The organism is Pseudonocardia sp. NPDC049154, assembly GCF_040648315.1.
Lineage (GTDB): Bacteria > Actinomycetota > Actinomycetes > Mycobacteriales > Pseudonocardiaceae > Pseudonocardia.
This window is the reverse complement of sequence record NZ_JBEZDN010000033.1, coordinates 14222-30746: the sequence shown is the minus strand read 5'-3', so window position 1 is coordinate 30746 and position 16525 is coordinate 14222. Positions and strand designations below refer to the sequence as shown.

Annotated in this window: 18 protein-coding genes; 7 read left to right on the top strand and 11 right to left on the bottom strand. The window is 73.9% G+C overall.

Annotated elements, in window-relative coordinates:
- The first annotated feature begins 14 nt into the window (after nt 1–14).
- Together AB0B41_RS18090 and AB0B41_RS18085 are read left to right on the top strand one after the other, a co-directional pair.
- Nucleotides 15–722, top strand: a complete 708-nt coding sequence (locus AB0B41_RS18090) for an MFS transporter (protein ID WP_358204453.1) — start codon at nt 15–17, stop codon at nt 720–722.
- Nucleotides 689–1189 carry an MFS transporter gene (locus AB0B41_RS18085; RefSeq protein ID WP_358204510.1) on the top strand — a complete coding sequence of 167 codons (501 nt, stop codon included), beginning with the start codon at nt 689–691 and terminating at the stop codon, nt 1187–1189. Before AB0B41_RS18090 ends, AB0B41_RS18085 begins: the two co-directional genes overlap by 34 nt.
- Before the next feature lie 54 nt (nt 1190–1243).
- Here the strand turns inward: AB0B41_RS18085 and glf are convergent, their stop codons facing one another.
- Entirely contained in the window at nt 1244–2437 is a 1194-nt protein-coding gene (gene glf / locus AB0B41_RS18080) for a UDP-galactopyranose mutase (RefSeq protein WP_358204451.1), read from the bottom strand.
- Nucleotides 2438–2506: 69 nt separating this feature from the next.
- Nucleotides 2507–3394, bottom strand: coding sequence for a glycosyltransferase (locus tag AB0B41_RS18075; protein ID WP_358204448.1), 888 nt, complete (start codon nt 3392–3394; stop codon nt 2507–2509).
- Between the two features lie 196 nt (nt 3395–3590).
- Here AB0B41_RS18075 and AB0B41_RS18070 point away from each other — a divergent pair, with 196 nt between their 5' ends.
- On the top strand, nt 3591–5519 hold the full coding sequence (locus AB0B41_RS18070; RefSeq protein WP_358204446.1) for a DUF6541 family protein: 1929 nt from the start codon (nt 3591–3593) through the stop codon (nt 5517–5519).
- Complete coding sequence (locus AB0B41_RS18065; protein WP_358204444.1) at nt 5516–6787, top strand: hypothetical protein; 1272 nt, start codon at nt 5516–5518, stop codon at nt 6785–6787. The genes AB0B41_RS18070 and AB0B41_RS18065 overlap by 4 nt, the downstream gene beginning before the upstream one ends.
- 26 nt (nt 6788–6813) lie before the next feature.
- Here AB0B41_RS18065 and AB0B41_RS18060 read toward each other — a convergent pair whose 3' ends face one another.
- The 5 genes from AB0B41_RS18060 to AB0B41_RS18040 form a co-directional block, all read right to left on the bottom strand.
- Complete coding sequence (locus AB0B41_RS18060; RefSeq protein WP_358204441.1) at nt 6814–7194, bottom strand: DUF2304 domain-containing protein; 381 nt, start codon at nt 7192–7194, stop codon at nt 6814–6816.
- Nucleotides 7176–7880: a glycosyltransferase family 2 protein gene (locus AB0B41_RS18055; protein WP_358204508.1), complete on the bottom strand. Its 705-nt coding sequence runs from the start codon at nt 7878–7880 to the stop codon at nt 7176–7178. Before AB0B41_RS18055 ends, AB0B41_RS18060 begins: the two co-directional genes overlap by 19 nt.
- Nucleotides 7881–8174: 294 nt before the next feature.
- Nucleotides 8175–9095 carry a decaprenyl-phosphate phosphoribosyltransferase gene (locus tag AB0B41_RS18050; protein WP_358204439.1) on the bottom strand — a complete coding sequence of 307 codons (921 nt, stop codon included), beginning with the start codon at nt 9093–9095 and terminating at the stop codon, nt 8175–8177.
- Entirely contained in the window at nt 9095–9640 is a 546-nt protein-coding gene (locus tag AB0B41_RS18045; protein ID WP_358204506.1) for a phosphatase PAP2 family protein, read from the bottom strand. The genes AB0B41_RS18050 and AB0B41_RS18045 overlap by 1 nt, the downstream gene beginning before the upstream one ends.
- A 206-nt stretch (nt 9641–9846) precedes the next feature.
- A complete protein-coding gene (locus tag AB0B41_RS18040; RefSeq protein ID WP_358204437.1) occupies nt 9847–10671 on the bottom strand; it encodes an HAD family hydrolase in 825 nt (274 codons plus the stop codon).
- Between the two features lie 76 nt (nt 10672–10747).
- Between AB0B41_RS18040 and AB0B41_RS18035 the strand changes: the two genes are divergently transcribed.
- Complete coding sequence (locus AB0B41_RS18035; protein WP_358204436.1) at nt 10748–11869, top strand: nucleotide disphospho-sugar-binding domain-containing protein; 1122 nt, start codon at nt 10748–10750, stop codon at nt 11867–11869.
- Between the two features lie 72 nt (nt 11870–11941).
- Here AB0B41_RS18035 and AB0B41_RS18030 read toward each other — a convergent pair whose 3' ends face one another.
- Nucleotides 11942–12433, bottom strand: coding sequence for a MarR family transcriptional regulator (locus AB0B41_RS18030; protein WP_358204433.1), 492 nt, complete (start codon nt 12431–12433; stop codon nt 11942–11944).
- 58 nt (nt 12434–12491) lie between these two features.
- Here AB0B41_RS18030 and AB0B41_RS18025 point away from each other — a divergent pair, with 58 nt between their 5' ends.
- Both AB0B41_RS18025 and AB0B41_RS18020 read left to right on the top strand, forming a co-directional pair.
- Nucleotides 12492–13523, top strand: a complete 1032-nt coding sequence (locus AB0B41_RS18025) for an FUSC family protein (protein WP_358204431.1) — start codon at nt 12492–12494, stop codon at nt 13521–13523.
- Complete coding sequence (locus AB0B41_RS18020; RefSeq protein WP_358204428.1) at nt 13520–14164, top strand: endonuclease; 645 nt, start codon at nt 13520–13522, stop codon at nt 14162–14164. Before AB0B41_RS18025 ends, AB0B41_RS18020 begins: the two co-directional genes overlap by 4 nt.
- A 6-nt stretch (nt 14165–14170) precedes the next feature.
- Here the strand turns inward: AB0B41_RS18020 and AB0B41_RS18015 are convergent, their stop codons facing one another.
- Genes AB0B41_RS18015 through AB0B41_RS18005 form a run of 3 tightly spaced genes read right to left on the bottom strand, consistent with a single transcriptional unit; the run spans nt 14171 to nt 16510 of the window.
- Nucleotides 14171–14617: a DUF350 domain-containing protein gene (locus AB0B41_RS18015; protein WP_358204426.1), complete on the bottom strand. Its 447-nt coding sequence runs from the start codon at nt 14615–14617 to the stop codon at nt 14171–14173.
- A gap of 54 nt (nt 14618–14671) precedes the next feature.
- Nucleotides 14672–15838, bottom strand: a complete 1167-nt coding sequence (locus AB0B41_RS18010) for a glutathionylspermidine synthase family protein (RefSeq protein WP_358204424.1) — start codon at nt 15836–15838, stop codon at nt 14672–14674.
- A 3-nt stretch (nt 15839–15841) separates the two neighbouring features.
- Nucleotides 15842–16510 (bottom strand): hypothetical protein, encoded by a 669-nt coding sequence (locus tag AB0B41_RS18005; RefSeq protein ID WP_358204421.1) that lies wholly within the window; start codon nt 16508–16510, stop codon nt 15842–15844.
- Nucleotides 16511–16525: the final 15 nt, after the last annotated feature.

Sequence of the window (16525 nt, the reverse complement as noted above, 5' to 3'; positions counted from 1 at the left end):
GCGGCGCGCGTCGAGTGGCTGTCGTCGGACGGCTGGTGGACGCCTACGGGCCCCGGCCGCTGTTCCTCGCCGGGACCACGCTCGTCGGGCTGGCGGGCGTCGTCGGAGCGCTGTCCCCGCAGCTCTGGGTGCTGGTGCTCGCCCGGGTGCTCCTCGGCTTCGGGACGTGCGCCGGCTACCCGGCGGCGATGTACCTGATCCGCAGCGAGTCGCGGCGCACCGGGCTGGCGAGCCCGGCCGGCATCCTCACCGTGCTCTCCGTGTCGACGCAGACGATCTCGGTGATCGGGCCGACGCTGGGCGGCCTGGCGATCGGCCTGGGTGGCTGGCGGGCGGCGGTCGCCGTGAACGTGCCACTGGCGGTCGTCGCCGTCACGCTCGGGGCGAGGCGTCTGCCGCGCACCCCGCGTACGGGCCCGGCGCCCCGCATCGACCTGGCCGGGATCGCGCTCTTCGCCGCCCACGCTCGTCGCGCTGCTCCTGTTCCTCAGGGAGCCGGAGCGCTGGTGGCTCCTCCCGGTGACGGTCGCGGCCGGTACCGGGTTCACCCGGTGGGAGCTGCGGACCGTCGACCCGTTCCTCGACCTGCGGGTCTTCGGCGGCAACGGCCCGCTGCTCGCGACGTACGGGCGCACGCTGCTCAGCTACGTCGTCCGCCTACGCGTTCCTCTACGGCTACACCCAGTGGCTGGAGGAGGGGCGCGGGCTGTCGGCGTCGGTGACGGGGCTGATGCTGCTGCCGATGTCGGTCACCGCGGTCGCGGTCTCCGCGCTCACCGGCCGGCGACCCGAGGTGCGCGGCAAGCTCCGGGTCGGGGCGACGGCGCAGGTCCTGGCCTGCGCGGCACTGCTGACCCTCGGCGGCAGCACGCCGCTCTGGCTGATCGTCGGGCTCGCGATCCTCATCGGGATCCCGCAGGGCCTGGTGAGCCTGGCCAACCAGAACGCGCTCCACCACCAGGCCGACCCGGAGCGGACCGGCGCGTCGGCCGGGCTGCTGCGGACCTTCGGCTACCTCGGCGCGATCGTCGCGTCCGTGGGCAACGGCGCCTTCCTCGCCGACCGGGCCGACGCCCCCGGCCTGCACCACCTCGCCGCGTTCCTGCTCGCCGTCGCCGGCGTGTTCCTCGCGGTCACCCTCGCCGACCGCTCGCTGCGTCGGGTCGGCGCTCCCACCGGGCAGGACTGATCAGGGTCCTGCGGGTGTCGAGTCCATTGCCGAGCTCGCCGGCTGAGCCCGGGCTCAGTCCTCGCTCTCGGTGCCGGACAGCGCCCTGCCGTCCGTGAAGTGCGGGGTGAGGCGGTTGTCGAACATGGTCAGCGCGGAGCCGATCGCCATGTGCATGTCGAGGTACTTGTAGGTGCCGAGGCGCCCGCCGAACAGCACGTTGCGGTTCGCGGTCTCCTTGCGCGCCAGCTCCCGGTAGCGCTCCAGCTTGGCGCGGTCCTCGGGGGTGCCGACCGGGTAGTACGGCTCGTCGCCGGACTCGGCGAAGCGCGAGTACTCGCGGACGATGACCGTCTTGTCCTTCGGGTAGTCCCGCTCCGGGTGGAAGTGCCGGAACTCGTGGATGCGGGTGTAGGGGACCTCTTCGTCGTTGTAGTTCATGACGGAGGTGCCCTGGAAGTCACCGGTGTCGTGCAGGACCTCGGTCTCGAAGTCCAGCGTGCGCCACGACAGCTCGCCCTCGCTGTAGTCGAAGTAGCGGTCGAGCGGACCCGTGTACACGGTCGGGATGCCGGCCGGCAGCTCGTCGCGGACCGCGAAGTAGTCCGTGTCCAGCCGGACCTCGATGTGCGGGTGGTCCGCCATCTTCTCCAGCCACGCGGTGTACCCGTCGACGGGCAGGCCCTCGTAGGTGTCGTTGAAGTAGCGGTTGTCGAACGTGTAGCGGACCGGGAGCCGCGAGATGATCGAGGCGCCGAGCTTGGTCGGGTCCGTCTGCCACTGCTTCGCCGTGTAGCCCTTGACGAACGCCTCGTACAGCGGGCGCCCGATCAGCGAGATCGCCTTCTCCTCCAGGTTCTCCGCCTTCGCGGTGTCGAACTCGGAGGCCTGCTCGGCGATCAGGGCGCGCGCCTCGTCCGGCGTGTGCGACTTGCCGAAGAACTGGTTGATCAGCGCCAGGTTCATCGGGAACGCGTAGACCTGGTCCCGGTACCGCGCGAACACGCGGTGCTGGTAGTTCGTGAAGTCCGTGAAGCGGTTGCAGTACTCCCACACGCGCTTGTTCGACGTGTGGAAGAGGTGCGCGCCGTACCGGTGGATCTCGATGCCCGTCTCGGGCTCGGGCTCGGAGTAGGCGTTGCCGCCGATGTGGGGACGCCGCTCGAGCACCAGGACCTTCTTACCCAGTTCTGCGGCTGCCCGCTCCGCGATCGTCAGCCCGAAGAAGCCCGAGCCCACCACGACCAGATCGAACTGTGCGTCAGTCACGGGCACCGAGGGTAGCGGCGCGGTGATCCGCGCCCGTGAGAGGGCGGACCGGGCGCCCGCCGGCGTCCCTCAGCGCACGGCCACGAGGTGCCTGCTCAGGTTGCGGACGCCGCTGTGCTGCTTGTGCCGCACGGCCGTCGGCAGCAGGGTCGCCGCGTTCAGGCGCGACGACAGGTGGAGGCGGGCGACACCCGCAGCCCGGTTCCAGCCGCGTTCGCGCATCTCGGCCGCCGTCTGCAGGAAGAACCGGCGCTCCTCGTCGAACCGCGTGCCCTCGAGGGCACGCCACGACGAGTCGCTGGCGCTGTGCCGCCGGTAGCGGAAACAGACCGTGTCGTCGACGACGAGCGAGCCGCCGGCCGTGACCACGTCGAGCACGAGGGCGAGGTCCTGCACGACGTCGAGACCGGGACGGAACCCGCCGGGCGGCAGCGCGTCGGCCCGCCAGCACAGCGACGGGAAGTACAGCCAGTCACCGCGCAGCAGGCTCACCGCGAGCTGCTCACCCCGCAACTCCCGCAGGCCGGTGCCCCGGGGGGCGTACCAGCGCTTCGCCCGATCGACGAGCGGGCGGGACGGCGCACCGTGCTCGTCGATGACCTCGACACCGGGCTGCACGATCGCGGCGTCCGGAAAGACGGAGAGCGCGCGGCGGACGGAATCGAGGTAGTCCGGCAGCATGACGTCGTCCGCACCCATGACCACGAAATGCCGGTGCTCGACGAATTCCAGGCAGCGGCGGTAGTTGCCGTTGGCCCCGAGATTGCGCTCGTTGCGATGATAACGCACCCGCGGGTCCTCGATCGCCGCGAACCATTCGCGGACGGTCGGATCCGGATATCCGTCGTCGACGACCGTCAGCAGCCAGTCGGGCTCGTCCTGCGCGAGCACGCTCTCGACCGCCGTCTTCATCAACGCGACGTCGCCGTAATAGGGCAACAGGATGTCGACGGTCATCGTCGCCTCCGCTCCGAGTCGTGGGCCCGGATCGTGGCGGGCCTCGTCCGGACGAACGCGCAAACCCGCCGAGCGGCTGCGCGGAAACACCCGAACGCGTCATCGGCGCGGCGCAGGGCGATCCGCGGCGATCCCTATTCTGATCGTCCCCGCGACGAATCACCTGTGGTGTCCCACGGCTGCACTGGAGCAGTTCATGTCGTTGCACGCGATCCTCCCGCTCGTGGCGCTGGCGCTCGTCCCCGGGCTGGTCCTGGGCGCGGCGCTCGGTCTCCGGGGCTGGGTCCTCGCCGGGGCCGCCCCCGTCCTGACCGTCGGCGTCGTCGGGATCGCCGGTCCGCTGGTGCCCGCCCTCGGTCTGCGCTGGTCGCCCGCCACCTTCGCCGGTGCCGCACTCGTGCTCGCCGCCGCCGGGACGGCCGCCCGCCTCGCGCTGGCGCGGGTTCTGCGGAGCGATCCGCCGGCGGCCGAGGAACGGCCGTACTGGGGACCTCACCAGCACCTCGGCGTCGCGGCCGGGATCGTCGTCGCGACCGGAACCGGGCTGTGGATCGGCTGGAACGCCACGCAGGGGCTCACGGCGATGCCGCAGTGGTGGGACGCCTTCTGGCACATGAACGCCGTGCAGTTCATCCGGGAGACGGGCGCAACCGGTCCGGGTGCCCTGCAGGCGCTCAACAACCCGACGACGACGAACTTCTTCTACCCGAACGGCTTCCACGTCCTCGCCGCCACGCTGTCGATGCTCACCGGCATCGGCCCCGTCGCCGCGATCGACGCGACGGTGACCGTCCTCGGCGGCGCCTTCGCGCTCGGCACGGCCGCCCTCGTCCGGGCCTGCGGCGGTCGCGCCGCGCTCGCTGCCGCGGCGGCGCTGCTGAGCTGCGCGTTCACCGGCTTCCCCTACGACGTCGTCGCGTGGGGTCCGCTGTTCCCCTACGCGACCGGCCTGGCCGTGATCCCGGGGCTGCTCGCCCTCGTGGCCACGCTCCTGCGACGCCGCAGCGGCAACCGGGTGGGTGTGCCGGCCGCCACCGCCGTCGGCGCCCTGGGGGTTCTCGCGCTCCACCCGAGCGTCCTGATCGCCGCGCTGGTCTTCGCCGCCGCCCTGCTGGTCCAGGAGTCCCTGCGGCGGGGGCCGCGGGCCGGCGACCTGGGTGCGTCCGCCGTCGTGGGCCTGATCGCGCTGGTGCTCGGCCTGCCGTTCGTCCTCGCCACCCTCGGCGCCACCGAGGGCACCGCCGTCGACTGGGCCGCGAACGTGACCCCGTCGGACGCCATCGGGGCGGTCCTCACGTTCGGGCACGGACAGGCCCACCCGCAGTACTGGCTGGCCGGACTGTGCCTGGTCGGACTCCTGCGCCGCCGTGCGGTCCGGCCGATGGCCTGGTTCGTCGTCGCGGGCGCGGTGTTCGCCGGGCTGTTCGTGCTCGCCGCGTCCTACGAGGGATCGCTCGTCGCGACACTGACCCGGCCGTGGTGGAACGACCGGTGGAGGTTCGCCGCACTCTGGTCCCTCGCGGCGGTGGTGCCGGCGGCGGCCGGTCTGGTGACGCTCTCGGACCTCCTCACCCGCGTCCTCGGGCGGCTCCGGGTCCTCCGGGGCGTGCGGGTCGCGCTCGTCTCCTCCGTGTCGCTGGCCGTCCTAGCCGGTCTGCTCGTCGTCGGCACGGAGGGGCTCTACCACGGGCGGAACGAGACGCGGCTCGCCAACGCCTATCTCACGGACCGCTCCGTCGGCCCGGACGAGCGGCGCGTGTACGACTACCTGGCCCGCGTCGTGCCGCCCGGCCAGCCCGTGATGAACGACCCCTTCGACGGGTCCGCCGCGATGTGGGCCCTGTCCGGGGTCCGGCCGCTCTTCGCGTCGCCGACGATCGAGCCGCAGGAGCTCGTGGAGATGGATCCCGACCGCCGCATCCTGTGGACCTCCTTCCGGGACATCGGGCGGGACCCCGCGGTGCGGGCCGCGGCCGACCGGCTGGGCGTGCACTACGTGGTGCTGGGCGAAGGCTTCATCGCCGGGGAGGAGCACGTCCTGGGCCTCCGCCGGCTCGCCGGCTCCCCCGGGCTCGTCCTCGAGCACGTCGACGGCGCCGCCCGCGTCTACCGCGTCGCGCCGTGACGGCCACGTCGGTCCGCACCGGCGGCCCCGTCGGCGCGCTGACCGTGGCCGGCGGGCTCGTGGTGCTGGGGGTCTCGTCGTTCCTGGTGCTCGGAGTGGCGGGGCACGCCCTCGAGCCCGGCGCCTACTCCGCCGTCGCCTCCCTCTACCTGCTGGTGGCGATCGTCGGGCCCGGGGCCTTCAGCGCGGTCGAGCAGGAGACCAACCGCCAGGCGTCGCGGCTCCGGGCAACGGGGAACCGGGACGAGCCGGTCGTCCGCGCCGGGCTGCTCGCCGGCCTGCGGCTCGCGGCGCTCGTCGGCGGCCTCGCCGTGGCCGCGGGTCCGCTGGTCGTGCCGCGGATGCTCGGCGGCTCGTGGGAGCTGCTCGGCTGCCTCCTGCTCGCGGTCGCGGGCTCGGCGGGCCTCGCGGCCGTCCGCGGTGTCCTCGCCGCCCGGGGCCGGCGCGGCTGGTACGGGCTGAGCCTGGCCGTCGAGGGGGGCAGCCGGATCGCCGGGTGCGGAGCCGTCGCGGCGGCCGGCTGGACGCACCCCGCCGCGTTCGGGCTGGCCTTTGCCGCAGGGGCCGGCGTGGCGTTCCTGGTGTGCCTGCCGGGCCTGCGCTCCCCCGCCCACGAGGGCCCGGCGGCGAGGGTCGACGTCGGTGCGATGACCCGGTCCGCGGGCCTGCTCGCGCTCAGCGGCGCGGTGACCTTCGTGCTCGCCAACGCGGCGCCGCTCGTGCTGGTCGCGCGGCTGACCGACCGGCCGGAGCTCGCCGCCTCCTACGTCTCGCTCTTCGTCCTCGCCCGCACCCCGCTCTTCGTCTTCGCCCCGGTCCAGTCCTTCCTGCTGCCGGGTCTGACGACGGCGGCCGAGCGCGGCGACACGGAGGCGTTCGGGCGACGCCTGCGACACGTCCTGGCCGCCATCTGCGCGGCGGGCGTCGTCGGGACGGCGGGGGCCGCGGTGTTCGGGCCGTGGGCGGCTCGGGTCCTCATGGGCGCACCGCTCGACCTCCCCGCCGCCACCGCCGGGGTCCTCGGCCTGGGCACCGCGGGGATGCTGGCGGCGCAGCTCCTGCAACCCGCCCTGGTCGCGACGGGGGCGCACCGGTCCGTCACGGGCGCCTGGCTCGTCGGCGGGTGCGGGTTCGGCGCCCTGCTCGCGCTGCCCCTCGACCCCGTCACCGGCGCCGTCGGCGCGCAGGTCGTGGGCCCGATCGTCGTCGGCGCGGCCATGCTGCTCGCCCTGCGCTCCGTGCGCCGGTCCGGTCGGACGTCCGTCTAGACGGTCGAGAACGAGGCTCGGGATCCTCAGGCGGAGGGGCGTTCCGCGGGGGCGACGGTCTCCTCGAGCGCCTGCACCCGGAGCCGCAGCGAGCCGGTCTCCTCGGCCAGCGTGCGGCTCTGCTCCTCCAGCAGCCCGATCTCCCGGGACAGCTGCAGGGAGACCGCGAACAGCACCACCAGGGATCCGAAGAAGAGCAGATTGCTCGGCGTCTGGATGCCCAGGAGGCCCGCGATCCCCACCAGCACCCCGGGGAAGACGGCGACGACGAGGGTGCCGAGGGAGATCAGCACCCAGATCACGGCGTACTTCTCCCGCAGCCGCCGGCGCCGCAGCAGCTCGACCACGAGGGCGAGCGCCACGAGCGCGACGACGACGGAGACGACGGTCAGGCGAAGGCTGGGCACGGCTGCGCGCTCCCGGTGCGGCGGCGGGCGAGGGCGAGTCCGACCGCCGAGACGACGCGGAGCAGGTAGACGGCCGAGCGCAGCGGGTTGGTGCTGGCCGTGCCCGTCTCCCGGGGGCGCATGGCCACCGGGACCTGCCGGATGCGCAGGCCGGCGCGGTGGGCGATGACCAGCGCCTCCACCGTGTCGCCGAGGTACTCCTCGGGGTACTGCTCCGCGAACAGGGCGACCGCGGGGCCGCGCACGAGCCGGAAACCCGAGGTCGGGTCCGTGATGCGGGTGTCGGCGATCCGGCTGAGCACCGCGGCGAGCAGGCGCATCGCCCACCGCCGCGGACCCGTCACCTCGTAGTTCCCGCGCCCGGCGAAGCGGGCCCCGATCACGATCTCGGCGTCCGTGAGGGCCGCGAGGTCGGCGATGTCCCGGGGGTCGTGCTGCCCGTCGGCGTCGACCTGGACGACCGCGGCGTACCCGTTCTCGTGCGCCCATCGGTAGGCCGCCCGCATCGCGCCGCCCACCCCGAGGTTGAACGGCAGCTTCAGCACCGCGGCGCCCGCCTGTGCGGCGCGCCGCCCGGTGAGGTCGGTCGAGCCGTCGTCGACGACGAGCACGCGGGCCGCGGGGCACGCGGCGCGGACCTCGCCGATCACCCGGGCCACCGAGTCCTGCTCGTTGAGGGCGGGCATGACCACCAGCAGCCCGGCCCCCAGCGCCGACGGCGGCGGGAAGTCGAGCGGAAGTTGGTCGAGATGGACAGCCGACATCAGTGCGCCTTTGCTCCTGCGGGTACACGCGGTCCCCGAGTCCGACGTGTGCGAACCGAATTCGGGAAATCGCGAAGTGCCCGGCGTGTACCGGCTGAGCTGCGACGACTCCGGATCCTCGAACCCGATTCCGACGGCGACGATAACGAGGGTGATACAGAACACCCGCCCGGACACGACGGCCCGGACGGGTGAAAGGACGCAGCGGAAGCGGATCTACAGATAGACCGCCAGGGTCAGCATCGCGACCCACGCGATCGCGAGGACCTGCAGGACCCGGTCGCCGAGGGCGATCTCCTCGGGCTCGCCGCCGTCGCCGTTGTCGACGTCGACCGAGTAGCGCAGCACCGCGACGACGAACGGGACGATGGAGATCACCGACCACACCGAGTTGTGGTACGCCTCGCGGATCTCGAAGGCCCAGAGCCCGTAGGTCATGATCAGCACGGTGGCCGACAGCGCCCACACGAACCGCAGGTAGGACGGGGAGTAGGACTCCAGCGACTTGCGGATCTTCGCGCCGGTGCGCTCGGCGAGCATCATCTCGGCGTAGCGCTTGCCGGCGACCATGAACAGCGAGCCGAACCCGGCGGCGAGCAGGAACCACTGCGACAGCGGGATGGCGGCCGCGACGCCACCGGCGATGGCGCGCATGAGGAAGCCCGAGGCGACGATGCAGATGTCGAGCACCGGCTGGTGCTTGAGCCAGAAGCAGTAGGCCAGCTGCACGCCGACGTAGACGCCCAGCACGATCAGCAGCTGCACCGAGGCCAGCAGCGACAGCGCGATCGCCGCGGCGAAGGCCACCGCCGCGACGCCGTAGGCCACCGGCACCGGGACGATCCCCGCCGCGACGGGCCGGTTGCGCTTGGTCGGGTGCGCGCGGTCGGCCTCGACGTCCTTGGCGTCGTTGACCAGGTAGATGCCCGACGCGGCCAGCGAGAACGCCACGAAGGCGATGGCCAGCTTGACCGCCACGGCGCCCTGGAACAGGTCGCCGGAGGCGAACGGCGCGGCCAGCACCAGGACGTTCTTGACCCACTGACGCGGGCGCATCGTCTTGACGACGCCGGCCGCCAGACCGATCGGGGTCCGCTGCGGGGCCTCCATCGTCGGGGGTACGTCCGTGCTCGTCATCAGCGCTTCTTCCTGTGGATCAGGCGCGGGATCACGCGCCGGGCGGCGAGGGCGACGCCGGCGCCGAGCGCCGATCCCGTCGCCACATCGGTCGGGTAGTGCACGCCCAGGACCAGCCGGGACAGCGCCATCACCGGCACGACGGCCAGCGGCGCGGCGGACCGCAGCAGCCCGCCGTAGAGCACGGCGGCGGCGGTGGTCGAGGTGGCGTGCGAGGAGGGGAAGGACAGCCGGCTCGGGGTGCCCACGAGCACCTCGACCGACGGGTGTTCGGGACGGGGCCGGCGCACGACGCGCTTGACCCCGATGGACGCCCCGTGGGCGAAGGCGACGGCCGCGGTGGACCAGAGCCACTCCGCGCGCCGCCGGCGGTCGACGGCCGCACAGACGAGGCCCAGCGCGAGCCAGCCGCCCGCGTGCTCGCCGAAGTGCGACATGCCCCGGGCCGCCGAGACCGTCCGAGGCCGCGCGATCCCGCGCTGGACAGCGGCCAGGACCTGCAGCTCGGGCGACGCGGGCGTCGCGACGGGTTCGGACGGCGCCACGGGGGGTACGGCGGGGACCGTGGGTGCGTCCGGCACGGCCGGTACGTCGAGCGACCGGTCGGTCACGGGCAGGCCTCCTCGCGCTCGCGGCGGGGTTTCCGCGGGCGCCGATCTGCGGGGTGTACGGCGCAGCCATGCTACGCGTCACCCGCGCCGGCCCCGGTCCGGCGTGCCGGGGCGGACCGTCCGGGCAGGTCAGCCGGAGGTCAGAACCACCGCTCGAGGACCAGCGCGACGCCGTCGTCGACGTTGGTCGCCGTGGTCTCGTCCGCCGCCGCGACGACCTCCGGGTGCGCGTTGCCCATCGCGACCCCGTGCCCGGCCCACCGCAGCATCGCCAGGTCGTTGGGCATGTCCCCGAACGCGACCACCTCGTCCGCCCGAATTCCCGCGAACTCCGGTGTGCGCTCCATGAGGTCGAGCAGCCCGGTGGCCTTCGAGACGCCCGCCGGCGCCACCTCGATCAGCCCGCCCGGGTGCGAGAAGGTGATGTCGACGGTGTCGCCGACCAGCGGCTCCAGCACGGCGGCCATGGCGTCGCTGGACATCCCCTTGGCCCGGACCAGCAGCTTCACCGCGGGGTGGGCCAGCAGCCGGTCGCGCTCCTCGGTCGGGGGCCCGCCGCCGGGCCAGGCGTGCTCGTAGTCCGGTTCGGCGACGAACTGGGCCACCTGGTCGTCGAACGCGTGCTCGCCCACCCGCTCCACCCCGAGGGTGGCGCCCGGCAGGGCCTCGGCGACGGCCTGCTCGAGCCGGGTGAGGTCCTCCGGGTGCAGGGGGCGGGAGCCGACGATCCGGTCGGCCTCGACGTCGTAGAGCACCGCGCCGTTGGCGCAGACCGCGTACCGGACCACCCCGAGCTGCGTCGCCACGGGCGGGATCCAGCGCGGCGGGCGCCCGGTCACCAGCACGAACGGGACGCCACGGGCGACCAGTCTGCCGACCACGGCCGCGGTGCGCGGGCTGACCTCGTGGTCCTCGCCGAGCAGGGTGCCGTCGACGTCCGTCGCCACGAGGCGTGGGGCTTCCATCGACTACACCATCCACCGTGACACGCCCCCAGCGTACGGGCAGCGGCCGACGCGATCTCCGGGATAGCGTGCGCCTATGCGCGTGCTGCTGGTGTCGGCGCCGCTCACCGGGCACCTGCTGCCGATGCTGCCCCTCGGTGAGGCGCTGTGGGAGGCGGGGCACGACGTGCTCGTCGCCACCGGCGGCGACGCGATGGGCGCCGACACGGGCGATCTCCCCGTGATCGACATCGCCCGGGACCTCTCGTTCGCCCGGATCGCCGCGCGGAGCATGGCCGCCCATCCGCTCGACGCGCGGGCCGAGCTGGCCGGCACCGCGGGCACCCGGATGGTGGCGCGGCTGTTCGGGGCCGTGAACGAGGAGCTCACGGACGGGCTGGTCACCGTGGTCGAGCAGTGGCGGCCCGACGTCGTGGTGCACGAGCCGCTCGCGGTCGCCGCCGCCGTCGCCGCGGCTCGCTACGACCTGCCCACGGTGCTGCTGGAGAACTCGCTGTTCGACGGGCCGTCGCTGGTCCGGGTCACGTCGGAGTCGAAGATCATGCGGCGCGCCCTGCGCCGGCACGGGCTGGAGGATCGCGGGCTCCCGGCCCCCGAGGTGGTGCTGACGACGGCGCCGCGCAGCGTCGTCGGCGAGCGGACCGGGCTGCCGATGCGGCCGGTCCAGCGCGGCGGCGGGGAGATCCCGGCCTGGCTGCGGGTGCCGTCGGACGCGGCGGACCGGCCGCGCATCCTCGTCTCGCGCAGCACGGCCCCCGGCCCGGGCGCCGACCCCATGCCGGCGGCGCTGGCCGCCGCGGCGGAGGTCGACGCCGAGATCGTCCTGGTTCGCCCGGAGCCGCGCATCGAGCGCCGGGCGCGCGGCGTCGACACGGTCCGGACGGTCGGGTGGGTGCCGCTGGTCGACGTCATGCCGCTGTGCGCGGCGATCGTCCACCACGGCGGTTCGGGCACCGCGATGGGCGCGCTGTCCGCCGGCATCCCGCAGCTCGCGGTGCCCGGGGCCGGGGACCGGCGGCACAACGCCGAGCTCATCGCGCGGCGCGGGGCGGGTCTGGCCGGGAAGGTGACCGCCGAGGCGCTGCGCCGCCTGGTCGCCGACGGCGAGCTGGCCGCCAACGCCCGCGAGGTCCGGACCGAGCTGGAGGCGATGCCGCCGCCCGAGGCCCGGGTGCCGGACGTGGCCGCCCTCGACTGAGCCTCCCGGCGGTGTCTCCGCAGCTCAGCCCCGGTCGTGAGCGGCGACCGACCCTCTTGGGGCAGTTGCCGCTCACGGTTCCCAGGCCAGTAGCGCCGTCCGGAGCAACGCGGCCAGCGACTCGCGCTGGGCGGGGGTGAGGGCCTCGAGCAGCTCGGCCTCGGCGGCGAGCTGGCGCGGGAGCACCTCGTCGACCAGGCGTTCGCCCGACGGGGTCAGCGCGACGCGGGCGGCGCGGGCGTCGTCGGGGTCGGGGGTGCGGGTGACCAGCCCGGCGGCGGTGAGCTTGTGCAGCCGCTTGGTGGTCGCGGCCGGCGAACCCACGACCCCGGCGGTGAGGTCGCCGGGGCGCAGGGGGGCGTCGTTGCGGCGCAGCTGGCTGAGGACGTCGAACTCGGCGCGGGTCACGCCGGCGTCGGCCAGCCAGTCGTCGGCCGCCTGCTGGAGGAACCGCGCGGCCCGCAGGATCCGCCCGACGACGGCGATGGGCTCGGTGTCCAGGTCCGGGCGCCGGCCCGCCCAGACCGCCCGGATCTCGTCGATCGCGTCACGGTTCGCCGTCATCGGCTTCCCCTTTCGTACACCGGTGAAGTAAATTGCTACACCGGTGAAAGGAGTATGCGTGCAGGGGACGCTGGTCCGTGAACTGGTCCGCTTCGAGGCCCACGCCGGCGCGCACCGGCCCGCGCTGCGGTGCGGGATCTCGGTGGGCGTCCCGATGCTCGTGCTGCTCGCGCTCGGCCGGTTCGACCTGCTCGGCGCGGCCACCTTCGGCGCCTTCGCCGCCATCTACGGGCGGAACCTGACGGTGCCCGCCCGCACGGGCGTGCAGGCGGTCACCGGCCTCGGGCTGGTCGCGAGCGTGGTCGTCGGGCTGCTCGCCGCGCACCTGCCCGCCTCGCCCTGGCTCGCACTGCTCGTCCTGGTGGCCGTCGCCGTCGCCGGCACGGTCGGCGGCGAGGTCGTCGGCTGGAAGCCGGGCGGGCCGCTGTTCTTCGTGTTCGCGGCCGGTGCGTTCGCCGGCGCCCATCCGCTCGGTCTGTCCGCGTCGCTGCAGGTCGTGGCCGTCGCCGCGGGCTCGGCGGGGTTCGCGGTGCTCGTCGGGAGCGCCGGCGCGCTGCTGCCCGGGCACGTCCGGCGCCCCGCGCCGCTGGTCGCGGTGCCGCTGCGCGAGGCCGTGCGCCGCGAGATCGTGCTCGAGGTGCTGCTGGCCTGCGCGGTCACCGCGCCGCTCGCCGTGCTGCTCGGGGTGGAGCACCTGTACTGGGCGCTGGTCGCGGCCGTCGTCCCGCTGTCCGTGCCGGGCTCGCGAGCCCGGGTGACCCGCGGCGTGATGCGCATCGGCGGCACGCTCGCCGGTCTGGCCGTCGCCGCGGTGCTGCTGGCCCTGCACCTGCCCGGCTGGGCGATCGTCGTCACGGCCGTGGTGCTGCAGACCGGGGCGGAGCTGCTGGTGATGCGGAACTACGCGGTCGCACTGCTGTTCATCACGCCGCTCGCGCTGGTCGTCGGCACGACGATGCACCCCGCCGACACCGCGACCCTGCTCACCGACCGGCTCGTCGCCACCGTGGTCGGGGTGCTGGTGGCGCTGGCCGTCCTGGGCCTGCGCGGCCGTGCACGGGCCCGCCGGGCCGGGTACCCGGAGGTATGAGCACGCTCCAGGACACCGTGACCGCGCTGCTCGACGAGGCCGGCGAGACCTACGCCGAGCAGGCCGGCATCACGCTCAAGGACACCCCCGCACCGCTGTACCGGCTGCTGGTGCTCGCGGTGCTGCTGTCGACCCGCATCCGGGCGGACATCGCCGTCGACGCGGCGCACGAGCTCGTCCGCTCCGGCATGGGCACGCCCGAGAAGATGCGCGACGCGAGCTGGCAGGACCGCGTCGACGCCCTCGGCCGCGCCCATTACACGCGCTACGACGAGAGCACCGCGACCGCCCTCGGCGAGGGCGCCGAGCTGCTCCTCGACCGCTGGAAGGGCGACCTGCGGCGGCTGCGCGAGGAGGGCCGCGGCGACCCGGGCCGCCTCCGCGAGCTGCTCACGGAGTTCCCCCGGCTCGGACCGACCGGCGCGGACATCTTCTGCCGCGAGGCCCAGGCCGTGTGGCCCGAGCTGCGCCCGGCGCTCGACGGCAAGGCGCGGCAGGGCGCCGAACGCCTGGGTCTGCCGACCGATCCCGACGACCTCGCCGCGCTCGTCCCCGACGACCGGCTCGCGCAGCTCGCGGCCGCGCTGACCCGGGCGGCGCTGGCGAAGGACGTCGTCGAGAAGGTCCGCGAGTCCGCCTGACCCGGCTCAGATGATCGCGACGGCCACCACGAGTCCGAGTGCCACGTGCGCGGCCGCGACCACCCACGCCTCGGCGTTGAGCTCGTCGGCCGCCAGCACCTCGCCGATCCGGATGCCGGTGACCCACTCCAGCAGCCGTACCGCCGCGACCTGCGCGATGATCCCGACCAGGCCGAAGATCAGCGCTGCGAGCAGCCCCTCGGCCAGCAGGCCCGAGGCGCTCCAGATCGCCACGACCACGATGAACGCCATCGAGATCATCCCGGCGGAGGTCACCAGCACCGCGCCCGGGCGGCCGTCGCGGACCAGCCGGTTCAGCTTGCCGGGCGTGGTGATGTCGATGGCCCAGAAGCCGATGAGCATGAGCAGCGCGCCGAGCAGCGCGTAGAGCAGGATCGCGCCGACGCCGCGGCCGATGTTCGCGAAGTACACCGCATCGAGGGCGAGGGTCATGGGGTCCTCCGGGAGGAAGGGGACGGGGAGCGGGGGTTCCGGGGCGGGACGGGGTCAGTCCTCGGGGATGCGGTGCGGCACGAACGCGGCGCCGTCGTCCGTCACCAGACCGGCGGTCTCACGGATGCCGAGGCCCGCCGAGCCGTCGCCGACGATCCACGCGCCCAGCGCGGGCCGGAAGCCGTCGAACTCGGGCAGCGGGTCGAAGAGCTGGTAGACGTAGCCCTCCTCGCCGTACACACCGCCGGTCGAGACCTGCGAGCCGGGCGAGACGATGTCGACGTTGGCCCCCTCACGGCCCAGCAGCGGCTTGCGCACGTACTCGGTGAGCAGGCCCGGGTCGTGCAGGTAGGCGGGCAGCAGGTTCGGGTGCCCGGGGTACATCTCCCACAGCACGGCGAGGATCGCCTTGTTCGACAGCAGCGTCTTCCACAGCGGCTCGAGCCAGAGCGTCTCGGGCAGGCTGCGCACGACGTGCTTGCCGAACTCCTCGGTGAGGATCCACTCCCAGGGGTAGAGCTTGAACACCGTGGCGATCGACGCCTCGGCGAGGTCGACGAAGCGGTCGAGGTCGACGTCCCAGCCGAGGTCCTCGATGCGCAGGCCCACCGTGTCGAGGCCGGCCTCCGCCGCGGTCTCCTGCAGGTACCCGACGGTCACGTGGTCCTCGCCGGTGGAGTCGCCGCCGGACCAGGTGAAGTGGACCTCCGAGCCCGGCAGCGTGCCCTTGATCTCGCCCCACCGCTCGACCAGGCGCTCGTGCAGCGAGTTCCACTGGTCGTCGTCCGGGTGGGTGTCCTTCAGCCAGTACCACTGCAGGATCGACGCCTCGAGCAGCGTGGTCGGGGTGTCGGCGTTGTACTCCAGCAACTTGGCCGGGCCGGAGCCGTCGTAGCGCAGGTCGAAGCGGCCGTAGACGTGCGGGTCGTGCCGCTTCCACGAGGCCGCGACCTTCTCCCACGCCCACTCGGGCAGGGCGAAGTCCCGGAACCGCTCGGTGGTGACGATGTGGTCCACGGCCTCCAGGCACATCGAGTGCAGGAGCTCGACGTCCGCCTCGAGGGAGAGGATCTCGTCCATCTCGAAGACGTAGTGCACCGACTCGTCCCAGTAGGGTCGGGCGAGCCCGTTCGCGTCCCGGCCGGGTGCGTCGTACACCAGACCCTGGTCACGGACGATCTGCTGCCAGCCGGGGCGCGCGGCCCCGCGTTCACGGCGCACCGCTCAGCTCCCGCTGCTTCCGCCGGAGGACGAGCCGCCCGACGACGAGGACCCGCCGGACGTGCCCTTCGACCCGCCCGACGACGAGCTCCCGCTGTTCACGCCGAGGCCGCCCCGCGAGATGGTCTTGCCCGACGGGGTGCGGACGGTCGCGTTGTTCGGCACGGTCGTGGTGCCGCCCGTCGCGACCTGCCCGACGTTGCCGGAGCCGCCGTAGTTGTAGTGGTACTGCGCGCCGCCGGCGCCGATGAAGATCGGGTAGAAGCCGCCGCCACCGTAGTAGGTGTTGTTGCTGGCCGAGGCGGGGGTCACGCAGTTCGCGTCGTCGACGACCACGTTGTTCTCGTCGACGCAGCGGGCCTCGACCTCGTCGTCGTCCGAGGCCACGGCGTACCCGACGGCGATCAGCGCGACCACGCCGACCGCGACGCCCGAGCCGATGAGGATCCGCTTGCGCTTCTTCCGGCGCCCGGCGTCCTCCTCCGCCTGCCGGGCCTCCTCGGCACGGCGGCGGGCGCCCTGCTCGCGGGCGCGCTTCTCGGCGAGGGTGGGTTCACGGGGCGTGGTGGAGGCGTCCTGCCGCGCCATGCGCCCGCGGACCCTCTCGACGGGCCGGGTCTCCCCGGTCTCGTCCGGCGGCCCGGGCTGGTCCCGGCCGTCGTTCTCCGTCATGCGTCCACCCCCGTG

What these genes read in the sequence shown, in the direction of transcription:
- AB0B41_RS18075 (WP_358204448.1), bottom strand. Translation starts at nt 3,394, where the DNA reads ATGACCGTCGACATCCTGTTGCCCTATTACGGCGACGTCGCGTTGATG.
- AB0B41_RS18070 (WP_358204446.1), top strand. Translation starts at nt 3,591, where the DNA reads ATGTCGTTGCACGCGATCCTCCCGCTCGTGGCGCTGGCGCTCGTCCCC.
- AB0B41_RS18055 (WP_358204508.1), bottom strand. Translation starts at nt 7,880, where the DNA reads ATGCCCGCCCTCAACGAGCAGGACTCGGTGGCCCGGGTGATCGGCGAG.
- AB0B41_RS18050 (WP_358204439.1), bottom strand. Translation starts at nt 9,095, where the DNA reads ATGACGAGCACGGACGTACCCCCGACGATGGAGGCCCCGCAGCGGACC.
- AB0B41_RS18040 (WP_358204437.1), bottom strand. Translation starts at nt 10,671, where the DNA reads ATGGAAGCCCCACGCCTCGTGGCGACGGACGTCGACGGCACCCTGCTC.
- AB0B41_RS18035 (WP_358204436.1), top strand. Translation starts at nt 10,748, where the DNA reads ATGCGCGTGCTGCTGGTGTCGGCGCCGCTCACCGGGCACCTGCTGCCG.
- AB0B41_RS18030 (WP_358204433.1), bottom strand. Translation starts at nt 12,433, where the DNA reads ATGACGGCGAACCGTGACGCGATCGACGAGATCCGGGCGGTCTGGGCG.
- AB0B41_RS18020 (WP_358204428.1), top strand. Translation starts at nt 13,520, where the DNA reads ATGAGCACGCTCCAGGACACCGTGACCGCGCTGCTCGACGAGGCCGGC.
- AB0B41_RS18015 (WP_358204426.1), bottom strand. Translation starts at nt 14,617, where the DNA reads ATGACCCTCGCCCTCGATGCGGTGTACTTCGCGAACATCGGCCGCGGC.
- AB0B41_RS18005 (WP_358204421.1), bottom strand. Translation starts at nt 16,510, where the DNA reads ATGACGGAGAACGACGGCCGGGACCAGCCCGGGCCGCCGGACGAGACC.